A 20,781-nucleotide genomic window follows, 5' to 3' on the forward strand; every position below is an offset into this window, starting at 1 on the left:
ATGCTTACAATTGAGGGATTAACAGTAGATTACGCCGACCGGCCGCTCGGGACGGATAACTTGCGTCCCGCGTTCGGCTGGCGGCTCGCAGCCGCTCGGCTTGAGGATGGCTCGGATGCGGAACGCGGAATCGAACAATCCGCTTACAGGCTCATCGTTGCGGAAGATTCGGAAGCGCTGGATCGCGTCGATGGTTTGATCTGGGACACGGGCACGGTGGAGAGCGGCTTGTCGCAGCATATTACGTACGGCGGTCCGCCGCTGCAAGCCCGTCGAATTTATTATTGGAAAGTCAAAGTATGGAACAAGTCGGAAGAGGACTGCGGGTGGAGCGGGGCAAGCCTGTTCGAGACGGGATATCTGTCCCAAGAAGAATGGACGGCGGACTGGATCGCCGATCCGGAGCGGGTTGCGCCCGAGCCCGAGCCGGATCGTCTGCGCGGCGCCGCAGTGCTGTGGGATCCAGTGGACCAAACGAATCAGGCAGATCAGGCGGATCGGGTAATGCCTGAGGAGTCGGCGAAACGATACTTTCGTCTCAGCGTGACGCTGCCGGAGGAAAAGCCTTTGTCGGCGAAGCTGGAAGTATTTGCGGCGGACGCGCTGCACATCTATGTGGAGGGCCAAGACGAAGGACTGTATTACCCTTACATGCAGTCGGTCACGTTGGACATCACGGCCTTGCTGGGTCCGGGCCGCCGGCTAATAGCCGGCTGCTCGGACGGGGAGCGGAAGGGATTCGTCGCCGTGCTCGTCGTATTGTATGCGGACGGACGAACCCTAACGTTTGGAACGGACGCGGGATGGAGGACGACGGACCGCGAAGAATCGAACTGGATGCTGCCCGAATACAACGACAGCGCGTGGAGGCCCGCATGTCCGATCGGCGTATTCGGGGAAGGCGACTGGGAGGTCTATAAGCGAATTTTGTACCCGGTAAACGCGGGATACGGACTTTGCCCGCAATTCGGCAGGACCTTCCATGTGGCTAAGCAGGTGAAACAAGCTCGCCTCTATGCGTCCGCATTGGGTGTGTACCGCGCGACATTAAACGATCGTCCGGTATCAACGGATGCGTTGGCTCCCGGCTGGACGGATTACCGTATCCGCATACCGTATCAAACGTACGATGTCACTTCATTATTGCAAGCAGGAGACAACCGGATCGAAGCCATCGTCGGCCCGGGCTGGTATGCCGGGCATCTCGGCATTTGCGGTCCGTATCATTACGGCCATTCCGTGGCGTTCCGCGCGGAGCTTCATGTTCTATTCGCCGACGGCACGACGGAAATTGTCCGAACGGACCCGAATTGGCGAGTAACGGACAGTCCTGTCGTGTCCTCGGATTTCTATATGGGAGAAACTTGCGATGCGCGTAACGGACTGCTGGAGTCTCCGTGGAGAAAAGCCGTCCGATCCGACCATGTGCCAAGCGGCCGCATGGCCGCGAGCGAAGGACCGCCCATACGTCCCATGCTTGAGATCAAGCCGCAATCGGTCAGGCGCGCGGACGAGTCGACCTTTCTCATCGACATGGGCCAAAATATAACCGGATGGATACGCCTGCGGTTAAAAGGAACGGAAGGCGCCCGCATTCGCATTCGCTACGCGGAACGTCTTGGAACGGATGGACGTTTGTACCGGGCTAACCTGAGAACGGCCAAACAAACGGATGTCTATATTTCCAGGGGGGACAGAGAAGAAAGCTATGAACCGTTGTTCACCTATCACGGATTTCAATATATCGAGATCGAAGGGTATCCGGGCGAGCTGGAGTTGTCCGCGATTACAGGCATCGTTGTTCACTCCGAGCTTCGCGACGCGGGCGAACTGACGACATCGCATCCGCTTGTTAATCGATTGATGGACAACATTCGCTGGAGTCAAAGAGGCAACTTCATCGGCATTCCGCTGGATTGTCCGCAGCGGGATGAGCGGCTTGGCTGGATGGGAGACGCTCATATGTTTGCGAGAACGGCGACATTTAACATGAACAGCGCGGCTTTTTACCGCAAGTGGCTGACGGATATTCGGGACGCGCAAGGAGCGGATGGCGCGTTCCCCGATGTCGCCCCGTTCGTAGAGCATTTCGGCAGAGGACATGTGTTTTTTGCCGACGGAGGCGTTATTCTTCCTTGGACAATGTACAAAGTATACGGCGATCGAAGATTTATCGAAGACAATTACGAGGCGATGCAGCGTTATATTGATTATCTGGTGCAAGACAGCGACGAGCGGCTCGTCAGACGGACGGAAAGCTTCGGCGACCATCTGGCTTACGGAGCGGAGACGCCGAGACCGTTAATGAATGTATTGTTGTTCGCATACAGCGTCTCCCTGATGGCCGACATGGCGCGAGTAGTCGGGGACGAGACGGGGGAAGCGCGATATAGGGCGTTGTTCGCCAGACTGCGAATGACATTCGAGACATTGCATGTGGATGCGGATGGGCGCATAGAGGGTGAATCTCAGACGGCTTATGTACTTGCATTGAAGATCGGCCTGCTGACAAACGAGGGCAGACAAGCCGCCATGCGCCACTTGCTCCGGGATATCGAAGAGCGCGGATGGCATTTGACGACCGGTTTCATGGGAGCCAGCTATGTATTGCCGGTACTGTCCGACAATGGCGAGCATGACGCGGCTTCTCGTTTGCTGCTTCAAGAATCGTTCCCCTCTTGGCTATATCCGGTATTGCAAGGAGCGACGACGATCTGGGAGCGATGGGACGGCTGGACGGAGGAAAAGGGATTTCAGGATCCGGAGATGAATTCGTTCAATCATTTCGCGCTTGGTTCCGTCGGCGAGTGGCTGTATCGCTATCTTGCGGGCATCCAGATTCCCGAAGGCGGATACGGGAGTCAAAGATTGATAATCAGCCCGCTCCCGACTCCCGGATTTCAATGGCTGCGGTGCAAACACGATACGTTGTACGGGATGATCGGAATTGAATGGGAAGCGGACGAACGCGGTTTAATGCTAGCCGCGACCATCCCTGCTAATACGACAGCGGAAATTGCGGTTCCTGCATCGCCCGGCATGACGATCCGGTTGGATGGCGAACATGTCGGCGAAGACGCGTTAAAAAGGGATGGAGACGGATGGAGCTTTGTTAGTCGGGACGAACAGACTGCCCGCTTTACGGCAGGCTCGGGCCGCTACGTCTTCCGTGTAAGCGGGCAAGCGGCGACAACATGATGGTTTAGCAATATTGAGGGGGAATTCGCAATGACCGAACATTCGCAATGGATATGGTATCCGGGCGATTATGAGATATGGCTTCATCAAAAGGCGTCCGTATTAAGGCAATATCGCGGGTATATTTGTCCGCCTTCGTGGCGATTGGATGCTGCCTATACGAGCGTGAAATTCCGCAGAAAGTACGAGCTGGCCGAACCCGCCGAGCTGATCTTGTCCGCTCAAGGGGAATTCGTGGCGTTGCTGGACGGCGATATGACGCCGATTCCGTATAAGCGCAACCCGATAACGTCGATCCGGTTGCCGGCGGGCGAGCATACTTTGTCTATCAACGTTTACAATGACCGGGAAATTCCTGCATTGTACGCAGCCGGTGCTGGCATCGACTCTGGAGACGGCTGGGAAGTGACGGCTCTTAACGGCTCATGGCTGCCTGCCGCCCATTGGAATTTTGACGAAATCGAACAACCGCCGCAAGCATTCCCGTTTTCATATCAAGAGTGCGATCCGGTGTCCGCCGAGCAACGGGATGGGGGAGAATTGCTCGACTTTGGCCGTGAAACGTTTGGCTATGTGGAATTTCATGACGTCAAGGGGAATGGCGGTATTCAACTGTATTACGGCGAATCGCGGGAAGAAGCGCTTGCCGGGCAGCTTGCGGAGACGTTCGATGTGCTCGATGTGGACGGCAGTGTTGCGCAAGTATGGCGAACGCCTGTTACCAGAGCTTTCCGATATATACACGTAAAAACCAACGATGACGTTGAATGGGGCAGTGTGAAACATCGCTACGAGTTTTTACCCATGGACCAGAGAGGCAGCTTCCGCTCATCCGATGGAAGATTAAACGACATCTGGGAGCTGTCCGCTCACACGTTGCAACTGAATATGCGAGAGTTTCTATACGATGGGATGAAGCGCGACCGATGGGTATGGAGCGGGGATGCCAACCTCGGCTTTCTGATCAACAATTATGTTTTTTTCGAGCAGGACGTAACCAAACGAACGCTTATCGCTTTGCGGGGCAAAAACCCGGTCGACATTCATATCAATACCATCATGGATTACACGTTCTACTGGTTCCTCAGTTGCTACGATTATTATTTGTATACAGGCGACTTGACCTTTATCCGCACCAACTATGCGAACATGCTGAGCTTGATGGAGTTTTGCCTGAATCGCCGCAACGATAAAGGGATGATGGAAGGTTATCCCGAGGATTGGGTATTCGTCGATTGGGCGGCGATGGAGCGTCGCGGAGCCCTAACCGCGGAACAACTGCTGCTTTGCAGAAGCATGGAGACGGTCGCTTATTTTGCCGGGGAGCTGGAAGACGATCGGAATGAACGGAAGTTTGCCGCCCTGGCCGGAGAGTTGAGGGAGCGTATCTTTCAAACGTTCTGGGACGAGGAGCGAGGCGCATTCCTGCATGGTGAATGGAACGAAGAGCTGCAACGGGAAATTCTCAAATATCCGAGCATGTTCGGCGTACGGTTCGGTTATTTGAATGCTGAGCAGCGGGAAACGGTTAAAACGGGTGTCCTGATGAACGAATCCGTTCAGAAGATCATCACGCCGTTTATGCGTTTCTTCGAGCTGGAAGCTTTATGCGAGCTTGGGGAAGAAGAACATGTGTTGAGCGAAATACGCAATTACTGGGGTGGGATGATCGATCTAGGTGCCACATCCTTTTGGGAGGAGTACGACCCGAACCTGCCGCCCGAGCTTCAGTACGACATGTACGGGGATAAGTACCGCAAGAGTCTGGCCCACGCTTGGGGCGCCGCTCCGATCTATTTGATCGGAAAGTACATTCTCGGCGTGCAGCCGGTCGAGGCTGGCTACAGCCAATACAAAGTTGAGCCGAAGCAAGGCGTTCTGGAATGGATGGAAGGAAAGGTGCCTACGCCGAGAGGAGATATTGCCCTCTATATGGATAGCGACCGAATTGTCGTGACGACCTGCTCGTCGGGTGTCGGTACGTTAGTATTCGGAAGTGAAGGGCTGCCCGAAGCTAGCGAAGGCAAGCTGACGCCGCTGGGAGACAACCGATACGAGCTTCTGCTGGAGAAGCCGGATTATACGTACGAAATTAAGCTGAACCATTAAAAGCCGAACCACTATAAGCCGAACAAATAAGCGGATAAAGCCGGCAATCCCTTGGGGATAGCCGGCTTTGTCTTTAACGATGCTAAAGTTCGCTCGAAGTATCCGTTAATGCTTAGGCCTGAACGCAGTTGGAGAAAGGCCGGTCCAGCGCCGGAACTGCCGGGAGAAGTGGCTGGCCGACTGAAATCCGAGCCGCTCGGCGATTTCGGAGATCGGCAAATACGATGCGACAAGCAATTCTTTGGCCAACATCAGTTTGCGTCGGCTAACATATTGCCGAGGCGATAAGCCATATGTTTTAATGAACAGCTTGGTGCATTGGCTGCGGCTCATGTTCAGTTCTTTCGCAACGCTTGCGATCGAGAGGTTATCGAAAAGGCCGTGCGAAAGCTTCTCCTCGATCGCATGAGCCGCATCGACGGCGAACGGAGTCACGGAGCCCGCATCTGTCTTGTTCTCTCCCTGTTCGCGAATGAGCGACAGCATCTCACGGATAATGAGCAGGATGTTCGCTTGCAGCAGCAGCTTGTCTTCCAGTTGAGTCCGTGTATTGTCGTCTTTCTCCGAGTCGCCACGCTCCTTCATTTCACGAAGCTCCATGACGTACCTGCTTAGTCTGCCCGATCGTGCGGCTTCATCGGCGGATACAAGACGGTAAGGGGCTGTGCCGAGCAGGCTGCGAATGTCCAGATCATCCAGGTCGAAATGAATATTAAAAAACTCGTAATCCATGGGGGAAACATTCGTCGTTTTGTGTCTCTCCCCGGCTTTAATGAGCAGCCAATCTCCCGGTCGAAGCGTAATCGTTTTTCGATTAATCTCTTGCTTGACCTCACCGCCGAGGCAGCAAAGAAGCTCGAATGAATGATGATGATGCCGGGGGTATTCCCAACCGGAAGGAAAGCTGCCGATTTGGAAGCCGGTTAACTGCAACGTAGAGGTCATGTTTGGAAATTCGATCATGTTTTGCATGGCGCCTCGCTTTTTTCGCTAGAGTGTTGCCATTATAGTATCACATTATGGTTAAGCAGGTTGTTGCAAATGGTATAGAAAATGCACCATTTGGCGATTGAGGATGAAGCCGCTAACTCGGATAATGGAGACAACATGATCTGTTTGGAGGGGTTTTTGTGGCTAAGCTTGAAGTAAAAGGCTCGCAATTTTTGCTGGATGGGGAAACGATCCGGATTTTATCCGGCGCCATTCATTATTTCCGTGTCGTTCCCGAGTATTGGGAGGATCGACTGTTAAAGCTTAAGGCTTGCGGTTTCAATACAGTGGAAACGTACATTCCGTGGAATTTGCACGAACCAATGGAAGGTGTATTCAACTTTGACGGATTGGCCGATGTCGAACGATTTATCGCTCTCGCAGGAGAACTCGGTTTGCATGTTATCGTAAGGCCAAGCCCGTACATTTGCGCGGAATGGGAATTCGGGGGTTTGCCTGCCTGGCTGCTGAGCGATCCGGATATTCGGCTGCGCTGCCTGGACGAACGTTACTTGCGGAAGGTAGACGCTTATTACGACGTCCTTATACCGAAGCTGGCACCGCTGCTTAACACAAACGGCGGACCGATTATTGCCATGCAGATCGAAAATGAATATGGGAGCTACGGCAATGATCAGGACTATTTGCTGTATCTAAAGAACGGACTTCAGGCAAGAGGAATCGATGTTCTGCTCTTTACCTCGGATGGTCCAACGGATCAAATGCTGCAGGGCGGAACGCTGCCTGGCGTTCTGGCCACTGTGAATTTTGGTTCCCGTCCCGAGGAGGAGTTCAAGAAATTCAGGGAATATCGCCCCGAGGAGCCGCTGTTCTGCATGGAATATTGGAATGGTTGGTTTGATCATTGGCTAAAGCCGCATCATACACGTGACGGGGAAGACGTTGCGGATGTGCTAGACCGGATGCTTGCCGCTGGCGCTTCCGTTAACTTCTATATGTTCCATGGCGGAACCAACTTCGGCTTTTATAATGGGGCGAACTATCAGGACAAATATGAGCCTACCGTTACTAGCTACGATTACGATGCGCCGTTGTCGGAATGCGGAGATATTACAGCAAAGTATAAGGCGGTTCGCGAGGTGATGCGCAAGCACGGGGCCGAGGTTCCGGAAGAGCTTCCGGAGCCGTCTCGCAAAAAAAACTACGGAACCGTGGCGATGAAGGAAGCGGCAAGCCTATTTGCCAATCTCGATACGCTGTCTGTCTCTGTACGTCGGCGTTGTCCCGAGCCGATGGAGAAGCTCGGTCAAAACTACGGTTTTATTGTGTACCGCACGCGGATATCGGGTCCCCGCAAGGCGCAGGAGCTCCGCTTGCAGGATGTGCACGACCGAGCGCAAGTATTCCTCGATGGCCGCTGGATCGGCACGGTCGAACGTTGGGCGCCGAAGCCGCTTGTCGTGGATATTCCAGAGCAAGGCGCAACGCTTGAGATTCTCGTCGAAAACATGGGGAGGATTAACTACGGGCCGCGTCTAAAGGATGCCAAGGGCATTACCGAAGGCGTGCGCCTCGACAATCAATTTCTGTTCGATTGGGAAATTTATCCCCTGCCGCTTGCCGATTTGAGCGCCTTGTCGTACGCGCCTTTCCAAACGCAGTCGAAGACTGCTGAGAATCCGATGTTCTTTAGAGGGGAGCTGCTCGTCGACGACATTGCGGATACATTTATACGCCTCGATGGTTGGACGAAAGGAGTCGTCTGGATCAATGGCTTCAATATTGGCCGCTATTGGGAGCAGGGTCCGCAAAAGACGTTGTATGTGCCGGGTCCGCTGCTTCGCCAAGGCGCCAACGAAATCGTTGTTTTGGAGCTGCATGGTACGGACAAGCCGGATATCGAATTGATAGATTTACCAGATCTCGGATAGAGATATACGGCGATATTACTGGCAGCCAGATAGGAGATTTGGCAGCGTGGCAACCCACTACGGCAGCATGGAAGAAGGCCGATGTTAACGGCGGTTCAGGCAGGCGGTAACGGCAGTCGTACTCTGACTACGGTGCCGCTTCCCAGCCAGCTGTTGATCTCGATGCCATAATTGTCCCCGTAATGGAGGCGAATCCGGTCGTTCACGTTTTTAATGCCGATATGTTCATTGGCGTTACGATCTCTGGAACGAAGAGTGCCTCGAAGTTGGGTCAGACGTTCAGGCTCCATGCCAACGCCGTTATCCGTCACGGTTATTTCCATATGATGGTCTTCATGAAGCTCCGCCAGAATAACAACTTTGCCGCCGCTGGCATGAGGCTCCAGGCCGTGAGTCATCGCATTCTCGACAAGAGGCTGGATGATCATCTTCGGTATAAGAACGCCTAGCAACTCATCCGAGGTATATTGCTCGAACTGGATTCTTCCCGGGAATCTTCCCTGATGAATCGTAATGTAGGAGCTGACGATCTTCAGTTCGTCCTCCAGCCTGACTTCATTAGCTCCCTTAATGCTGTAGCGCAGCATCCGGCTTAAGGCAGCGGTCATTTGGTAGATTTCTTGATTGCCCTTCACGATGGCAATGCCCTTGATCGCATCGAGCGTATTGCTGAGAAAATGGGGATTGATCTGACTCTGCAGGAACGACAGCTCCGCGCGCTGCCGCTCGATATCGGCTTGGTAGAGATCGCCTGTCGTCTCCAGCAACTGCTGCGTCAGATCATTAATCCGGTTCAGCATCGTGTTGAACTGCGTCGAGATCACCTCGATTTCGGCGTAGCCTTCCAGCTCTACCTTTGTATGCAATACCTCCAAATTGCCGCTCTTCAGCCGCTTCATGAACGCAATCAACTTTCCGAGCGGCCTTAAAATATTCATCATAAGAACCGAATACGGAATCGTGACGAGCGCGAGCATAACGATCAGCATCAGGTAGCTGGTCCTTTTTAGCCCCTCCAGTTCTTTAATAAGAATGCCGATCGGAACGGCCGATGTAATATCGCCGTTAATTTCCGGCAAGGCGAACGATTGAATCGCATAGGATTTCCCGTCGATCTTCTCGATGACAGCCCTTTCTCCATAATTGGAGTACAGGCCTAATTGTTTCTCGTCCAGATCGGGGGCGAATCCTCCTTCGTTCGTGAAAGCCAGCTCGCCGTTTGTCCTAAGATAGATGCTTGTGCCAGACAGCCTTGGGAACTTCTCGATCTCAGACTGAATGGATTCTGTGTCCAAGACGATCGTAATAAAGCCGATTTTTTCGCCATATCGGTAGGTGTCCCTCGATGCGAACAGATTCATGCCGAAGAGAAACATATCATTGATTAGCAATGGATCGTCATGGATGAATCCGCCGTAATGGACTCTGGCATCCCGTTCGCTAACTTCGTTCACCATCCCTTGCGCCATTCTGATTTTGCCGGTCAGAGAGGTGTGTTTGCCCATGGCGTTCACAATAATAATGTCGATAATATCAGGATTAGTGCTTTTGATAACGCCCATTAAGCTATTTACTTTTTGGGCCAGTTCATACGTTCGCAAATAATCGCTTTCCGCCAGAAATTCCTGCACGGTTGTATCGTAGCCGAGATTGATCATAATGCTCGAAATTTTGGCATAGTTGTCGGATACCCGGTGTTTCAGATTGGATACGAGCTCCATATTGTATTGCGTGTTCTGATTCACAATCACTTCGCTGGAATGCCGGAATGCCATAATGCTGATAAGCGGGATGACGGCAAGAAGAATCGCTCCGATCGCAAGCACCTGGGTCCGAATGGACAACTTATTAAACGCTTTCATCTTGCCTCCCTGTACTGTGTGGGCGTCATGCCGTTAAGTCTTTTGAAGATGCGGGTAAAGTAAAAGTAGTCGTTGAAGCCGCATTGCTCTCCAATTTGACTCACTGTCATATCCGTCTCAGCCAGTAGCTTGCAAGCATACTGGATTCGTTGACGGGACAGGTATTCCACAAAGTTCTCCCCGACCTCTTTCTTGAACAGCTGAGACAAGTAAGTTGGACTTAGATAAAACTTCTCGGACAAGCTTCGAATCGACATTTCCTGATTAAAATGATGGTGGATATAGGTAAGCACTTCCTTGATGCGATTATGACTTACGCCTGCAAGCCGAGAGGACAACTCGTCGGATAGAGACTGAAGCGTATGCTTAACCAGATAGTCAACCATTGCATTGGCATGCCCATAGTCGTAATAAAGCTGGTCATAACCTTCCAGAAATCTGGCGCGTTCCTTCACGCCTTCTCTTGTGAAGAGATACATGACGGTATTATAGATCAAATAGGCGTCCTTGATTGTTAACATATAGTTGTGAAACAACGGCTTGGCCGACTCCATGATGGAGACAAACCGAATCCGGTCCTTCTGTGCGAGTGCGCCAGCCAGCTCGGACAGCAGGTTGTCAATGGTCGAATCGGGGTTCTGGACCGGTCGATAGACGCCGCCATTCCCGGTTGAGAAGCTGCCGTAAGCCGCCACAGATGCCGCTTCAAGCGATGAATCCAGTTCGGTATGACTGGTTGTCGGAAGTCCAATGCCGATACTGTACTCGATCTCGTTGCCCGACAGATCCAATGAGCCGAGGAAACGCTCGGTCAGATGACTGTGGATGAGAATAGCTACCCTCCTCTTGTTCATGCGGAATCGAATATGCGGAATGGTCTCCAGATATCGCTCGGACATATAGCCTTGTATCACGATCGGCGTAATGGGCATGTCAGCGCTTACCGGCATGTCGACGGACAACAGTTTCTCAGCCAGCAAATGTTCGTTCCCCGAGCATATGACCTCGTACAGATCCTGGGCGTCGCTCTCTGGCTCAGGTTCCTTGCGCTGCTTTAGCGTCTCCGAAAGCTTGGCCAGCATACTCTCAATCTCCTCGATCTCGAAAGGCTTCAGACAATAGCCGAAGGTTCCGTAGTTCAGCGCCTTCTGGGCGTAAGCAAATTCCGCGTGCCCGCTCAGTACGGCGAATATGGTGTGCGGGGATATATCCTTGCCCCGCTTGATCAGCTCAAGGCCGTTAACAAGCGGCATCTTAATATCGGTCAGCACGAAGTCTGGCCGCAGCAGCTCGATCAACTCCAGCCCTTCCTTTCCGTTCTCCGCTGTCCCCGTAACTTGAAATCCGAATTTCTCCCAGCGTACGCCGGCTTTAATGCCTTCTACTATCCATCGTTCATCATCGACGATCACCGCTTTGAACACAGCAACGCCCCCTTATCAGCAATCGTACCCGAGCATCCTGGCGAAAGCGTATAGAAAAAAATAAGATAAATATGGACAAAATCAGGAATCGTTAAATCGTAAGCACTTTCATAATAAATAGCAGGTATAATAACGCTTTTATCTATACTGCACGATTCTAAATGTTCATTATAATATGGATGAATACATGATGGAAATATACAATCAGGCATTTCTGGGCTTGCGGGCATCTAACGAACATCCAGCTATTATCCATAAGCGAAGGAGAGCGAAACCATATGAGAATACTTTATCTGGATCTGGATTCACTTCGTCCCGACCATCTAGGCTGCTACGGCTATCATCGTCAAACGTCCCCTAACATTGATCGCATAGCGGAAGAGGGCGTGGTCTTCACTAACTATTATTGCTCCGACGCGCCATGCTTGCCGTCACGAACGGCGCTCATGTCAGGTCGATTCGGCATTCATACCGGCGTCGCAGGCCATGGAGGCACGGCTGCGGACATGCGGCGGGATGGACCGAGCCGAAGCTTCGAGGACCGGCTGAAGCGGGAGAGCCTTCCCTTCGTACTGCGGGAAGCGGGCTACAAGACGGCAACGATCAGCACGTTCGCCGACCGGCATTCCGCATGGACCTTCAATGCCGGCTTCCACGAGGTGCACAATATCGGGGAGAACGGCCTGGAGTCGGCGCATCAGGTGCTGCCGACCGCATTGAAGTGGCTGCAAGATAACGGACAGTCGGATCAATGGTTTCTGCATCTGAATTTCTGGGATCCTCATACGCCTTACCGGGTACCGGATCAATACGGCCATCCCTTCTCGGAGGATGCGCTGCCGGAATGGCTTACGGAGGAGGTGTTCCAGTCCCATCTGCAGAAGGAGGGACAGCATAGTATCGCGAATATGAACGCTCTGGCGAATTCGCATTACAACAAGTGGAGCAGGCATGATCGGCAGATCGAGTCCCATGAAGACATCCGCCAGATTATCGACAATTATGACTGCGCGATTCGTTACATGGATGAGCATATTGGACAAGTATTGTCGCAGCTGGATCAGCTCGGCGTCTTGGAGGAGACGGCGATTCTGATCAGCGCGGACCATGGAGAGAACTTGGGCGAGCTTGGCATCTATTCCGAGCATGGCACGGCCGATCAGGGAACCTGCCGCATCCCGATGATTTTCCGATGGCCTGGCGGTACGCGCGGCGTGAAGAACGAGGGATTGCATTACCATCTGGATCTGGCGCCGACGCTGGCCGATCTCGTTGGCGCGAAACATCCGGAGCGCTGGGATGGCATCAGCTATGCGGACGCCATATCCGGCACATCCCAATCCGGCAGAGACTATCTCGTACTGACGCAATGCGCCCATGTCTGTCAGCGAAGCGTTCGATTTCAAGATTGGCTCTACATTCGGTCCTATCACGACGGTTATCACGGATTTCCGAAGGAAATGCTGTTCCATCTGAAGGACGATCCTTATGAGCAGCGAAATCTGTCAGAGAAGCGGCGTGACGTATGCAAGGATGCCGTCTATTTGCTTAACGAATGGCATGACGACATGATGGCGTCCATGGATTGCGATACCGATCCGTTATGGACGGTCATGAAGGAAGGCGGACCGCTGCATGCCGAGGAATATCGAAGCTGGAAGGACCAATAGCGGAGCGGAAGGTCGGCGCATGAGCGCCGGCTTTTTTTTGTACGAGTATGGATTTATGTATGTCCCCTATGTCGGATTATGTGATTGAAAATGCTTGAAAGCACTTTCATAGCGGAGTCCACATAGAACGTTGGATATGTCCATACCCCGCGTTCACCGTCCCTTCTATACTGAAAAAGCGGAAAGGGTTTACCGGGTTTATAAAACTAGAATAGTAAGGAGTGACTTCTAATGCGCAGCGGGGCGAGCGTTGGAACAACGAAGAAGCAGCTTTGGAAGACGATGCTTCAGCACAAATACTTTTATCTGATGGTTATACCTGTCCTCGCATGGTACGCGCTGTTCGCCTACGCACCGATGTACGGCGTGACGCTGGCGTTTAAGACGTTCGATTACAGCGGCGGCATATTGGGCAGTCCCTGGATCGGCTTCGAGCATTTCCAGAAAATCTGGAGCGACGCTGATTTCCAGACGGCATTCAAAAATACGATCATCATCAGCTTAATGAAGATGCTTATCAACTTCCCGATGCCCATCGTGTTAGCCATTCTATTAAACGAATTTTCGAGGAATACAGCCAAACGATTTTTTCAGACGGTGCTTACGTTTCCTCACTTCATCTCCTGGGTCGTATTGGCGGGCATTATTACGAGCATTCTAAGCCGCGACGGCGTCTTCAACCAGATCATAATGGCTTTCGGATTCGATTCCATCGCTCCCTTGACCGATAAGGAGACCTTCAGGCCTCTCCTATATATCACGCATATGTGGCGGGAAGTCGGCTGGGATTCCATTATTTATTTGGCCGCGCTGGCAGGCATTAACCCCGAGCTGTACGAAGCGGCCGAGATGGACGGAGCGAACCGGTTCAAGCGTCTGCTGCATATCGCATGGCCGGGCATTAAAAGTACGGTCGCGATCCTGCTTATTCTTCATGTAGGCCAGCTGCTCACGCAAGGCGCGAGCTTCGAGCAAATCTTCAATCTGTACAGCTCGCCGGTCTATGAGGTAGCTGATGTCGTCGATACGTATATCTACAGGACATCCTTCCAGATTGGCGGGGATTTCGGCTACATGACGGCGGCAGGTCTTATCAAATCCGTTATCAGCTTGGTGCTTCTAGTCCTGGCCAATACGATTGTCAAGCGCATGGGCGAAGAAGGTCTTTATTAAAGAATTTGAACACGCAATTAAATTACAGCTTGGGGGGGTCGACAGTGAAGCTATCACATACGCATGAGCTGAAGAGGAAGAGGATGAGCCCATTTGACCTTACAGTTTACGTCCTGCTGGGACTGCTGTCTCTCATCACGTTTTTCCCATTCTACAACGTGATTATCATTTCTTTCGCGAAATTTGAGGTCATTAGCCAGCATAATCTTTATTTGCTGCCCTTATCCTTCGATCTAACGGCATACAAGGTCATCATGTCCGATGCGAAGTTCTGGTCCTCGGTGTTCAATACGGTTATCGTAACCGTCGTTGGCGTATTGTTCAGCATGACGATATCGGTTGCGGGCGCTTACGCGCTCTCCAAGAAAGGGATGCCGGGCAGGAACGGGATGCTGACGCTGATCCTGTTTACGATGTTTTTCAACGGAGGGCTCATTCCGTTCTACCTTATTGTCAAGGATCTGGGGCTAGTCAACAATATTCTCGTCATGATCATTCCTGCAGGTCTCAATACGTTTTACTTAATCATTATGAAAAACTACTTTGGCACGATTCCGGAAAGTCTCGAAGAATCAGCGAAGCTCGACGGAGCGAATGACTTGTACATTTTGCTCAAGATCATTCTGCCTATTTCGGCACCGTTCATCGCAACCTTCGGCTTGTTCTACGCGGTGGAGCGGTGGAACGAATGGTGGTATGCGCTTATCTTCATCAGCGCTTCGTCCAAGACGCCGCTGCAGATCTACTTGCGGGAAACGCTCATTACAAGCAACCAGTTGCTGAACACGCTGGCCCAACAAGCGGCAGATAGCAACTCTAGCAAGGTGTACACGCCGGCCTTGCAGATGGCTACGATCGTCATCTCAAGTTTGCCTATTCTCATGGTATATCCTTTCTTGCAGAAACATTTTGCCAAAGGAATACTGGTGGGCTCCATTAAAGGATAAGGGAATTCACATAGATGCTTGTCCTATCCTAAAAAAAGCTTCACAATAACGAAAAGGGAGGATTCAAGAATGAAAGGATTTAAAAAGGTTGGCATCATTCTAGCTTGTATGAGCATGTTCGCAGGAGTTCTCGCGGCTTGTAGCGGCAACGGGAACGAGAAGCCTGCTGCGAGCCAGAAGCCCGCGGCGACGAATGCGGAGACGGCGGGAGAGGATAATCCATACAAGGACCCGATGGAAATTTCCGTAGCTTTCTGGGATGTAGAAGCGGAGATGGCAAAGGTCAAAAATGATCCGATCGTCCAAGAAATTTTGGCAAAGTTCAACATTACCATTAAGCCGGTCAATACGACCTGGGATGACTACGGTCAGAAGATTCAAATGTGGGCAGCGTCTGGACAACTGCCGGATGTATTCGCCATCGACGCGATCGGTACGCAATACCAACGCAAGTGGGTGGATCAAGGCGTCGTCTCTCCACTGCCGGATCTAGCAAAGTTTCCGAATCTGGAGGCGTATTTCCAGACGTCGGACATTGCGGGACTTGCGGTTGACGGCGAGCATTACACGATTCCAAGAAGGATGTTTCCAAGCGTGGACTGGAGCGCGCTCGACCGCGTCGTCTACTATCGTTGGGATTTGGCGCAAGCCGCCGGCATTACGAAAGAGCCGGAAACCTGGGATGAGTTCCAGGCCATGCTGGACGCGATCGTGAAAGCAGATCCGGAAGGCGAGAAAACGACTGGGCTGACGGCGGCTCAAGTGAAGATGCTCGGCGGATTCTTCTGGCTGTACGGCAACCCGGTCGCCACAAGCGACGGCAGCGGCGCGGATTTCAAATGGATCAAGGAAGACGGAAAGTTCATTCCGGCCGTATTCTCCAAAAACGCATTGCCTGCCCTTCAGAACATGAAGGATATGTATGACAATAATCTGATTGACCCCGACATCGCCCTTACAAGTCCGGATATCGCATACGACAAGTTTGCTTCGGGTAAAGCGGCTGCGATGTTGTCCGGCGGCGGATTCATTAACTTGGACTTGAACATCAATACGAAACGTTGGGCTGCCAGCTACCCGGATAAGGATATCTCGGAAGTGGTTAAAGTGTTGAAACCGCTGGAAGGACCTGATGGAGAGCGACATCACGCCATCTTCAAAACGTATTGGTCCGAAAGCTACTTCAGCGGCAAGATTGCTCCGAAGAAGCTGGATCGTATCCTGGCTTTGTATGATTACGTGCTGTCCCCGGAAGGCAAAGCACTCATCACGTATGGCAAAGAGGGCGTAGACTACAAAGTCGAGGGCGACCAGAAGGTTATGTTGACGGATATCCCTCATGTCGAGAAATATCCGGCCACCGGCTTCCTGAGAGACTTGGTTGCATACGAAACATCGGATCGTTATGATATTAGCCATCCGGCTATTGCCGATGAAGGTCTTAGACAAGATGCGGTCGATTACATTGACTGGATTCTGGCCAACACGAAAGTGCCGGACTACGATATTCGCCTGACCTACATGTCAACTCCGACCAAGGACAGCTTTACGGTGTTCGATCATGATGATTTGTTGAATGTCATGTTGGCGAAGGAGCCGGTGGAGCAAGCGTGGCAGAAGATTGTTGATGGCTACAAGTCCAAGGGCCTTGACAAAATGATCGAAGAAGTAAATGCGAAGGCGAAAGAGGAAGGTATCGAATAATTTCAATCAGCAGGCCATTCAAGGAGGGATACCTTCATGAATGGCTTGTATTCAATTAAACTGCTGCTTGACCAGGAAATACTTAGCAATTAGAAATGGCGGTGCTGGAGAGGCTCTCCTGCACCGCCATTGTCGGTTGGTTCCTGATTCAGTCGTTAAATTTCTTCAACGGGTTCATCCTGCACAGCGAGCTGCAGGCTGCGGAGCTCCTGCTTGAGCGCCTTAACGATATCCGCGTATTCTTCGTGACGGTAAACATTATTCAGCTCGTACGGGTCCAGCTCCAGATCGAACAGCTCCCATTCCGGCGGGCGGCTCTCTTCGATCGAACCCGACGTTCCCAGCGCTTCGCCGTAATAATAAATGAGCTTATAGCGATCCGTCCGGATTCCGTAATGCGAATAGACATTATGATGCTCATCCAGATGCATCCAATACCGGTAGTACATCGAAGTACGCCAATTCCCCGGCGTTCCCGCTCCTTCCCAGATGGGGCGGAGGCTGCTGCCTTGCATCTCTTCGGGAACCGCAATGCCGGCGTAATCCAAGAATGTCGCCGGGAAGTCAATGTTGAGCGTCATGGCGTCCGTTCTCGATCCCGCTCGAATCTCGCGCGGATAGCGGACGATAAACGGCATCCGAAGTGATTCCTCATACATAAACCGTTTGTCGTACCAGCCATGATCGCCTAAGAAGAAACCTTGATCGGAGGTATAAATCACGATGGTATCTTCGGCTATGCCGTCCTCTTCCAGATAGTCGAGCAGGCGTCCGACGCTTTCGTCGATGGACGCGATGCAGCGCAAATAGTCCTTGATATACCGTTGGTATCTCCATTGCTTGGCCTCCAGGGGGGAGAGTCCGGCTGGAGGCGATCCCTTAAGATCAATCTTGTCATTCATATGACTGTCAATACGCATTTTTGCCTCGACTGCGGCTCTGGAGCGTGTGGAATAATCATCGTAGAAGGTTTCCGGTTCCGGAATATCCACATCCTCGTATAACGTTGCATATTTTGCCGCAGGTACCCAAGGTCGATGCGGGGCCTTATGATGGCACATGAGTAGAAAAGGGCGATCCTTGTCGCGCTTGTCCATCCAGTCCATGGAGAAGTCCGTAATCAGATCGGTAGCATAACCTTCGAATTGTTTCAGCTCGCCCATCTCGTAGAAGTGGGGATCGTTGTACTCTCCTTGTCCAGGGACGACGCTCCAATAATCGAAGCCTGTAGGGTCGGCATTGCCGCCGTGACCGAGATGCCACTTCCCGATCATCGCAGTCTGATAACCGCCTTCCTGAAGTAGCTTAGGGAACGTCATTTGTCTGCCATCCAGCTCGTCCTCGATGGACCTGACGCCGTTCAGATGATTGTATTTGCCCGTCAGGATGGCAGCCCGGCTGGGGGAGCAGATCGAATTCGTGCAGAAGCAATTGTCGAACAGGATGCCTTCGTTCGCGATCCGGTCGAGCTGGGGCGTCTTATTGATACGACTGCCATAGCAGCTCATGGCGTGTGAAGCGTGATCGTCCGACATAATAAATAGAATGTTTGGTTGACGTTTATTTTTCGTCATAGTCGTTTCACCTCTACTCGAATATAAAAGCGACATTCAATTCATGAATTAAACCTACAATTTCTCTGGTACGTTTCATCCCGAATTTTTTGAGCAGCGTATTGATCTGAGATTTGATCGTAACGGTCTCCACCATTCGAATCCTTGCGATATGCTCTACCTTGTTCTCCGCGAGCAAAAGCTTGATGATTTCCCGTTCGGCCTGCGTAAGCTGGGACAAGATGCCCATGAAGCGGATCAGCTTGCTCTCCGTCTGCTTTAGTCTTGAGAATTCGCTCTTCAGCTTGGAGGACATGGAGGAGGAACCATGCTGCTGCTCGGTATAAGCGGATTCAATGCATCGAATGATTTCGTCGTGTTCGGCCGACTTCACCAAGTAATCCCTTGCATTGCTTAATGTGTAAGCCTTGTAGATCGTTTCCTCGTCTTCGTGCACGGTCAAGAAGATGATCCCGATGTTCGGCCTCAGCAGTGACAATCGATTTGCGGCTTCAATGCCGTCCTGATGGGTCTCCATCTCGATATCCATCAACATAATATCCGGCTCTTGCCGTTGCGCAAGCTCGACAGCCTCGTTGCCGGTAGCGGCGGCGCCTACCCATTCCAGTCCAGGCTGGTTCTCGATCATCTCCGAGAAATCCTGTCTGAGAATATCGTGGTCTTCGGCTACGGCGACCTTAATGGGACGCAAAGGCCCGCGGTTACTCATTGGATCTGTAGATGGGTAAGTAAACATAGAATGTCGTACCCTCCCCGGGTTTGCTGTCGAACCGGACATATCCGAAGTGGACCTTCACTGTTTGCTGAACATATGATAAGCCCAGTCCCCAGTTCGTATCCGAATTTTTGCGGGTGTAGAACGGATCGAATATTTGGTGGCGCTGACTCTTGTCTATGCCGATCCCGTTATCTGTAATCTGCATAATGACATAATTACCGGCCGAATAACTGTTGAAGCTGACATAAGGTTCGCGTCCAACGCTATAATTGTCCTGTACCGCATCAAAGGCATTGGATAACAGATTATAGACAGCCTGCGCGAGGTAAGGGAGGTCGGCCAAAATCAGATGTTTTTTGAACGGTTTGGCATGGAGCAGGGCGCGCTGCTCGGGATCCAGCTTCGGCAGAATATGCTCATAGATCAAATGAATGCCCGTCGGACGGAGCCGTAGCCGATTCGTCTTGAAAGCGCCGTATAACTCGTCCATTCGCTGCAGAATCTGGTCATTGCCGGAAGCCAGCTTCTCTAAAATATCGTTCATCTGAACCAGATGCTGGGATGGAACGCCTTCATGATGATCGGCTTCGGTTGCTTCAGCCATTCGTTTCTTCAGATTGCGAATCAGCACGCGCTGGGCAAGAATTTGATTTTTAATCCCGTGGGTAAAGACGCGTACGCCCATATCGCTCTGGCGAATTTTTTTCTCTACTAGCATCTCCGGTTTGCCGATCTTACCAATCAGCTTATTATATCTCCATAGAGAGAGGGCGCCAAAGATCGTTATGATGAAACTTATGCCGATAAGCAAGTACCACTGAAAGACTGCAAACATGCTGTTGTAATAGAGTGAGCCCATATAAAAATAAGTGGTCGAAATGGCATGGCTGACTTGCAACGGGGAAAACACGCCGAACAGCAAAAAGATGACAGCCAGGTTGACGACAGTGACGAACACGATCATAAATTTGTTCCGAAGCCAGGGCGTCCTCATTCTGCCGAGCTCGCGGACGAGCATGGCCAGCAGCAGCAGCTCGTAAATCAAATACGCGGCCCGCACAATAAATGCCGTTCGACTATGGAAAGCGTCGGTTGCATGCTCCGTTAAACGTGCGTAAATGGCGGGTTCATAAAGCAGGTAGCTGGCAAGCGCGAACAGAAAGGCAACAGCGTAAGCGATCATTGTGCTTCTTGGACGCAAGAAGGAGCTGACGTTGAGGACGAATCCCGCCAAAAAAAATAAAAAGACGGCGCGTCCGATCGAAAGAAGACGACTCATCTCGTCGATTGTAATGGTAGAGTACTGAAAAAAACGATGAATATCCGGATGCAGAAAAAAAATAAATTCCATTCGATAGGGCAGCCCGCCGCTCTTGGCAAAATAATACATAAAGCCGACGATCAGCAAGACGCTGCCCGCGAAGCAACCCGTCAACCAGGTGGAAGAGGATTTCATGTTGGTTGATACAAGGAGTATGCCGGTTACGGTCATAACGGCTAGAATAAACAAAATCATGCAA

General features: G+C 51.7%; 13 protein-coding genes. 7 read left to right on the top strand and 6 right to left on the bottom strand.

The window, feature by feature from the left end; genetic code table 11:
• Both H7F31_RS16235 and H7F31_RS16240 read left to right on the top strand, forming a co-directional pair.
• Positions 1-3,198: an alpha-L-rhamnosidase gene (locus H7F31_RS16235; protein WP_187105043.1), complete on the top strand. Its 3,198-nt coding sequence runs from the start codon at positions 1-3 to the stop codon at positions 3,196-3,198.
• Positions 3,199-3,228: 30 nt separating this feature from the next.
• Positions 3,229-5,307, top strand: coding sequence for an alpha-L-rhamnosidase-related protein (locus H7F31_RS16240; RefSeq protein WP_187105044.1), 2,079 nt, complete (start codon positions 3,229-3,231; stop codon positions 5,305-5,307).
• Between the two features lie 105 nt (positions 5,308-5,412).
• On the opposite strand, the gene H7F31_RS16245 is transcribed toward H7F31_RS16240, so the two are convergent.
• Entirely contained in the window at positions 5,413-6,270 is an 858-nt protein-coding gene (locus H7F31_RS16245; protein ID WP_261800445.1) for a helix-turn-helix domain-containing protein, read from the bottom strand.
• Positions 6,271-6,437: 167 nt separating this feature from the next.
• Between H7F31_RS16245 and H7F31_RS16250 the strand changes: the two genes are divergently transcribed.
• Positions 6,438-8,189: a glycoside hydrolase family 35 protein gene (locus H7F31_RS16250; RefSeq protein ID WP_187105046.1), complete on the top strand. Its 1,752-nt coding sequence runs from the start codon at positions 6,438-6,440 to the stop codon at positions 8,187-8,189.
• A 95-nt stretch (positions 8,190-8,284) separates the two neighbouring features.
• Here the strand turns inward: H7F31_RS16250 and H7F31_RS16255 are convergent, their stop codons facing one another.
• Together H7F31_RS16255 and H7F31_RS16260 are read right to left on the bottom strand one after the other, a co-directional pair.
• Entirely contained in the window at positions 8,285-10,051 is a 1,767-nt protein-coding gene (locus tag H7F31_RS16255; RefSeq protein ID WP_187105047.1) for a sensor histidine kinase, read from the bottom strand.
• The gene (locus tag H7F31_RS16260) at positions 10,048-11,475 is read right to left on the bottom strand and encodes a response regulator transcription factor (protein WP_187105048.1); all 1,428 of its coding nucleotides are present in this window, start codon (positions 11,473-11,475) and stop codon (positions 10,048-10,050) included. Before H7F31_RS16260 ends, H7F31_RS16255 begins: the two co-directional genes overlap by 4 nt.
• A gap of 278 nt (positions 11,476-11,753) precedes the next feature.
• Between H7F31_RS16260 and H7F31_RS16265 the strand changes: the two genes are divergently transcribed.
• The 4 genes from H7F31_RS16265 to H7F31_RS16280 all read left to right on the top strand — a co-directional run bounded on the left by H7F31_RS16265 (position 11,754) and on the right by H7F31_RS16280 (position 16,969).
• Positions 11,754-13,145: a sulfatase family protein gene (locus tag H7F31_RS16265; protein WP_187105049.1), complete on the top strand. Its 1,392-nt coding sequence runs from the start codon at positions 11,754-11,756 to the stop codon at positions 13,143-13,145.
• A gap of 231 nt (positions 13,146-13,376) precedes the next feature.
• Positions 13,377-14,318, top strand: a complete 942-nt coding sequence (locus H7F31_RS16270; RefSeq protein WP_187105050.1) for an ABC transporter permease — start codon at positions 13,377-13,379, stop codon at positions 14,316-14,318.
• A gap of 44 nt (positions 14,319-14,362) precedes the next feature.
• Complete coding sequence (locus H7F31_RS16275) at positions 14,363-15,265, top strand: carbohydrate ABC transporter permease (protein WP_222622754.1); 903 nt, start codon at positions 14,363-14,365, stop codon at positions 15,263-15,265.
• 69 nt (positions 15,266-15,334) lie between these two features.
• A complete protein-coding gene (locus tag H7F31_RS16280) occupies positions 15,335-16,969 on the top strand; it encodes an extracellular solute-binding protein (RefSeq protein ID WP_187105051.1) in 1,635 nt (544 codons plus the stop codon).
• 155 nt (positions 16,970-17,124) lie between these two features.
• On the opposite strand, the gene H7F31_RS16285 is transcribed toward H7F31_RS16280, so the two are convergent.
• From H7F31_RS16285 to H7F31_RS16295, 3 genes are read right to left on the bottom strand one after another with little or no spacing between them, the layout of a single operon-like run.
• The gene (locus H7F31_RS16285; RefSeq protein ID WP_187105052.1) at positions 17,125-18,543 is read right to left on the bottom strand and encodes a sulfatase family protein; all 1,419 of its coding nucleotides are present in this window, start codon (positions 18,541-18,543) and stop codon (positions 17,125-17,127) included.
• A gap of 13 nt (positions 18,544-18,556) precedes the next feature.
• The gene (locus tag H7F31_RS16290) at positions 18,557-19,279 is read right to left on the bottom strand and encodes a response regulator (protein ID WP_187105053.1); all 723 of its coding nucleotides are present in this window, start codon (positions 19,277-19,279) and stop codon (positions 18,557-18,559) included.
• Positions 19,245-20,777: a sensor histidine kinase gene (locus H7F31_RS16295; RefSeq protein WP_187105054.1), complete on the bottom strand. Its 1,533-nt coding sequence runs from the start codon at positions 20,775-20,777 to the stop codon at positions 19,245-19,247. The genes H7F31_RS16290 and H7F31_RS16295 overlap by 35 nt, the downstream gene beginning before the upstream one ends.
• Positions 20,778-20,781 lie beyond the last annotated feature (4 nt).

It is taken from the genome of Paenibacillus sp. PAMC21692 (assembly GCF_014303795.1).
GTDB classification, from domain to species: Bacteria; Bacillota; Bacilli; order Paenibacillales; family Paenibacillaceae; genus Pristimantibacillus; species Pristimantibacillus agaridevorans.

What these genes read in the sequence shown, in the direction of transcription:
- H7F31_RS16285 (WP_187105052.1), bottom strand. Translation starts at nt 18,543, where the DNA reads ATGACGAAAAATAAACGTCAACCAAACATTCTATTTATTATGTCGGAC.
- H7F31_RS16290 (WP_187105053.1), bottom strand. Translation starts at nt 19,279, where the DNA reads ATGTTTACTTACCCATCTACAGATCCAATGAGTAACCGCGGGCCTTTG.
- H7F31_RS16280 (WP_187105051.1), top strand. Translation starts at nt 15,335, where the DNA reads ATGAAAGGATTTAAAAAGGTTGGCATCATTCTAGCTTGTATGAGCATG.
- H7F31_RS16240 (WP_187105044.1), top strand. Translation starts at nt 3,229, where the DNA reads ATGACCGAACATTCGCAATGGATATGGTATCCGGGCGATTATGAGATA.
- H7F31_RS16235 (WP_187105043.1), top strand. Translation starts at nt 1, where the DNA reads ATGCTTACAATTGAGGGATTAACAGTAGATTACGCCGACCGGCCGCTC.
- H7F31_RS16245 (WP_261800445.1), bottom strand. Translation starts at nt 6,270, where the DNA reads ATGATCGAATTTCCAAACATGACCTCTACGTTGCAGTTAACCGGCTTC.
- H7F31_RS16265 (WP_187105049.1), top strand. Translation starts at nt 11,754, where the DNA reads ATGAGAATACTTTATCTGGATCTGGATTCACTTCGTCCCGACCATCTA.
- H7F31_RS16270 (WP_187105050.1), top strand. Translation starts at nt 13,377, where the DNA reads ATGCGCAGCGGGGCGAGCGTTGGAACAACGAAGAAGCAGCTTTGGAAG.
- H7F31_RS16255 (WP_187105047.1), bottom strand. Translation starts at nt 10,051, where the DNA reads ATGAAAGCGTTTAATAAGTTGTCCATTCGGACCCAGGTGCTTGCGATC.
- H7F31_RS16295 (WP_187105054.1), bottom strand. Translation starts at nt 20,777, where the DNA reads ATGATTTTGTTTATTCTAGCCGTTATGACCGTAACCGGCATACTCCTT.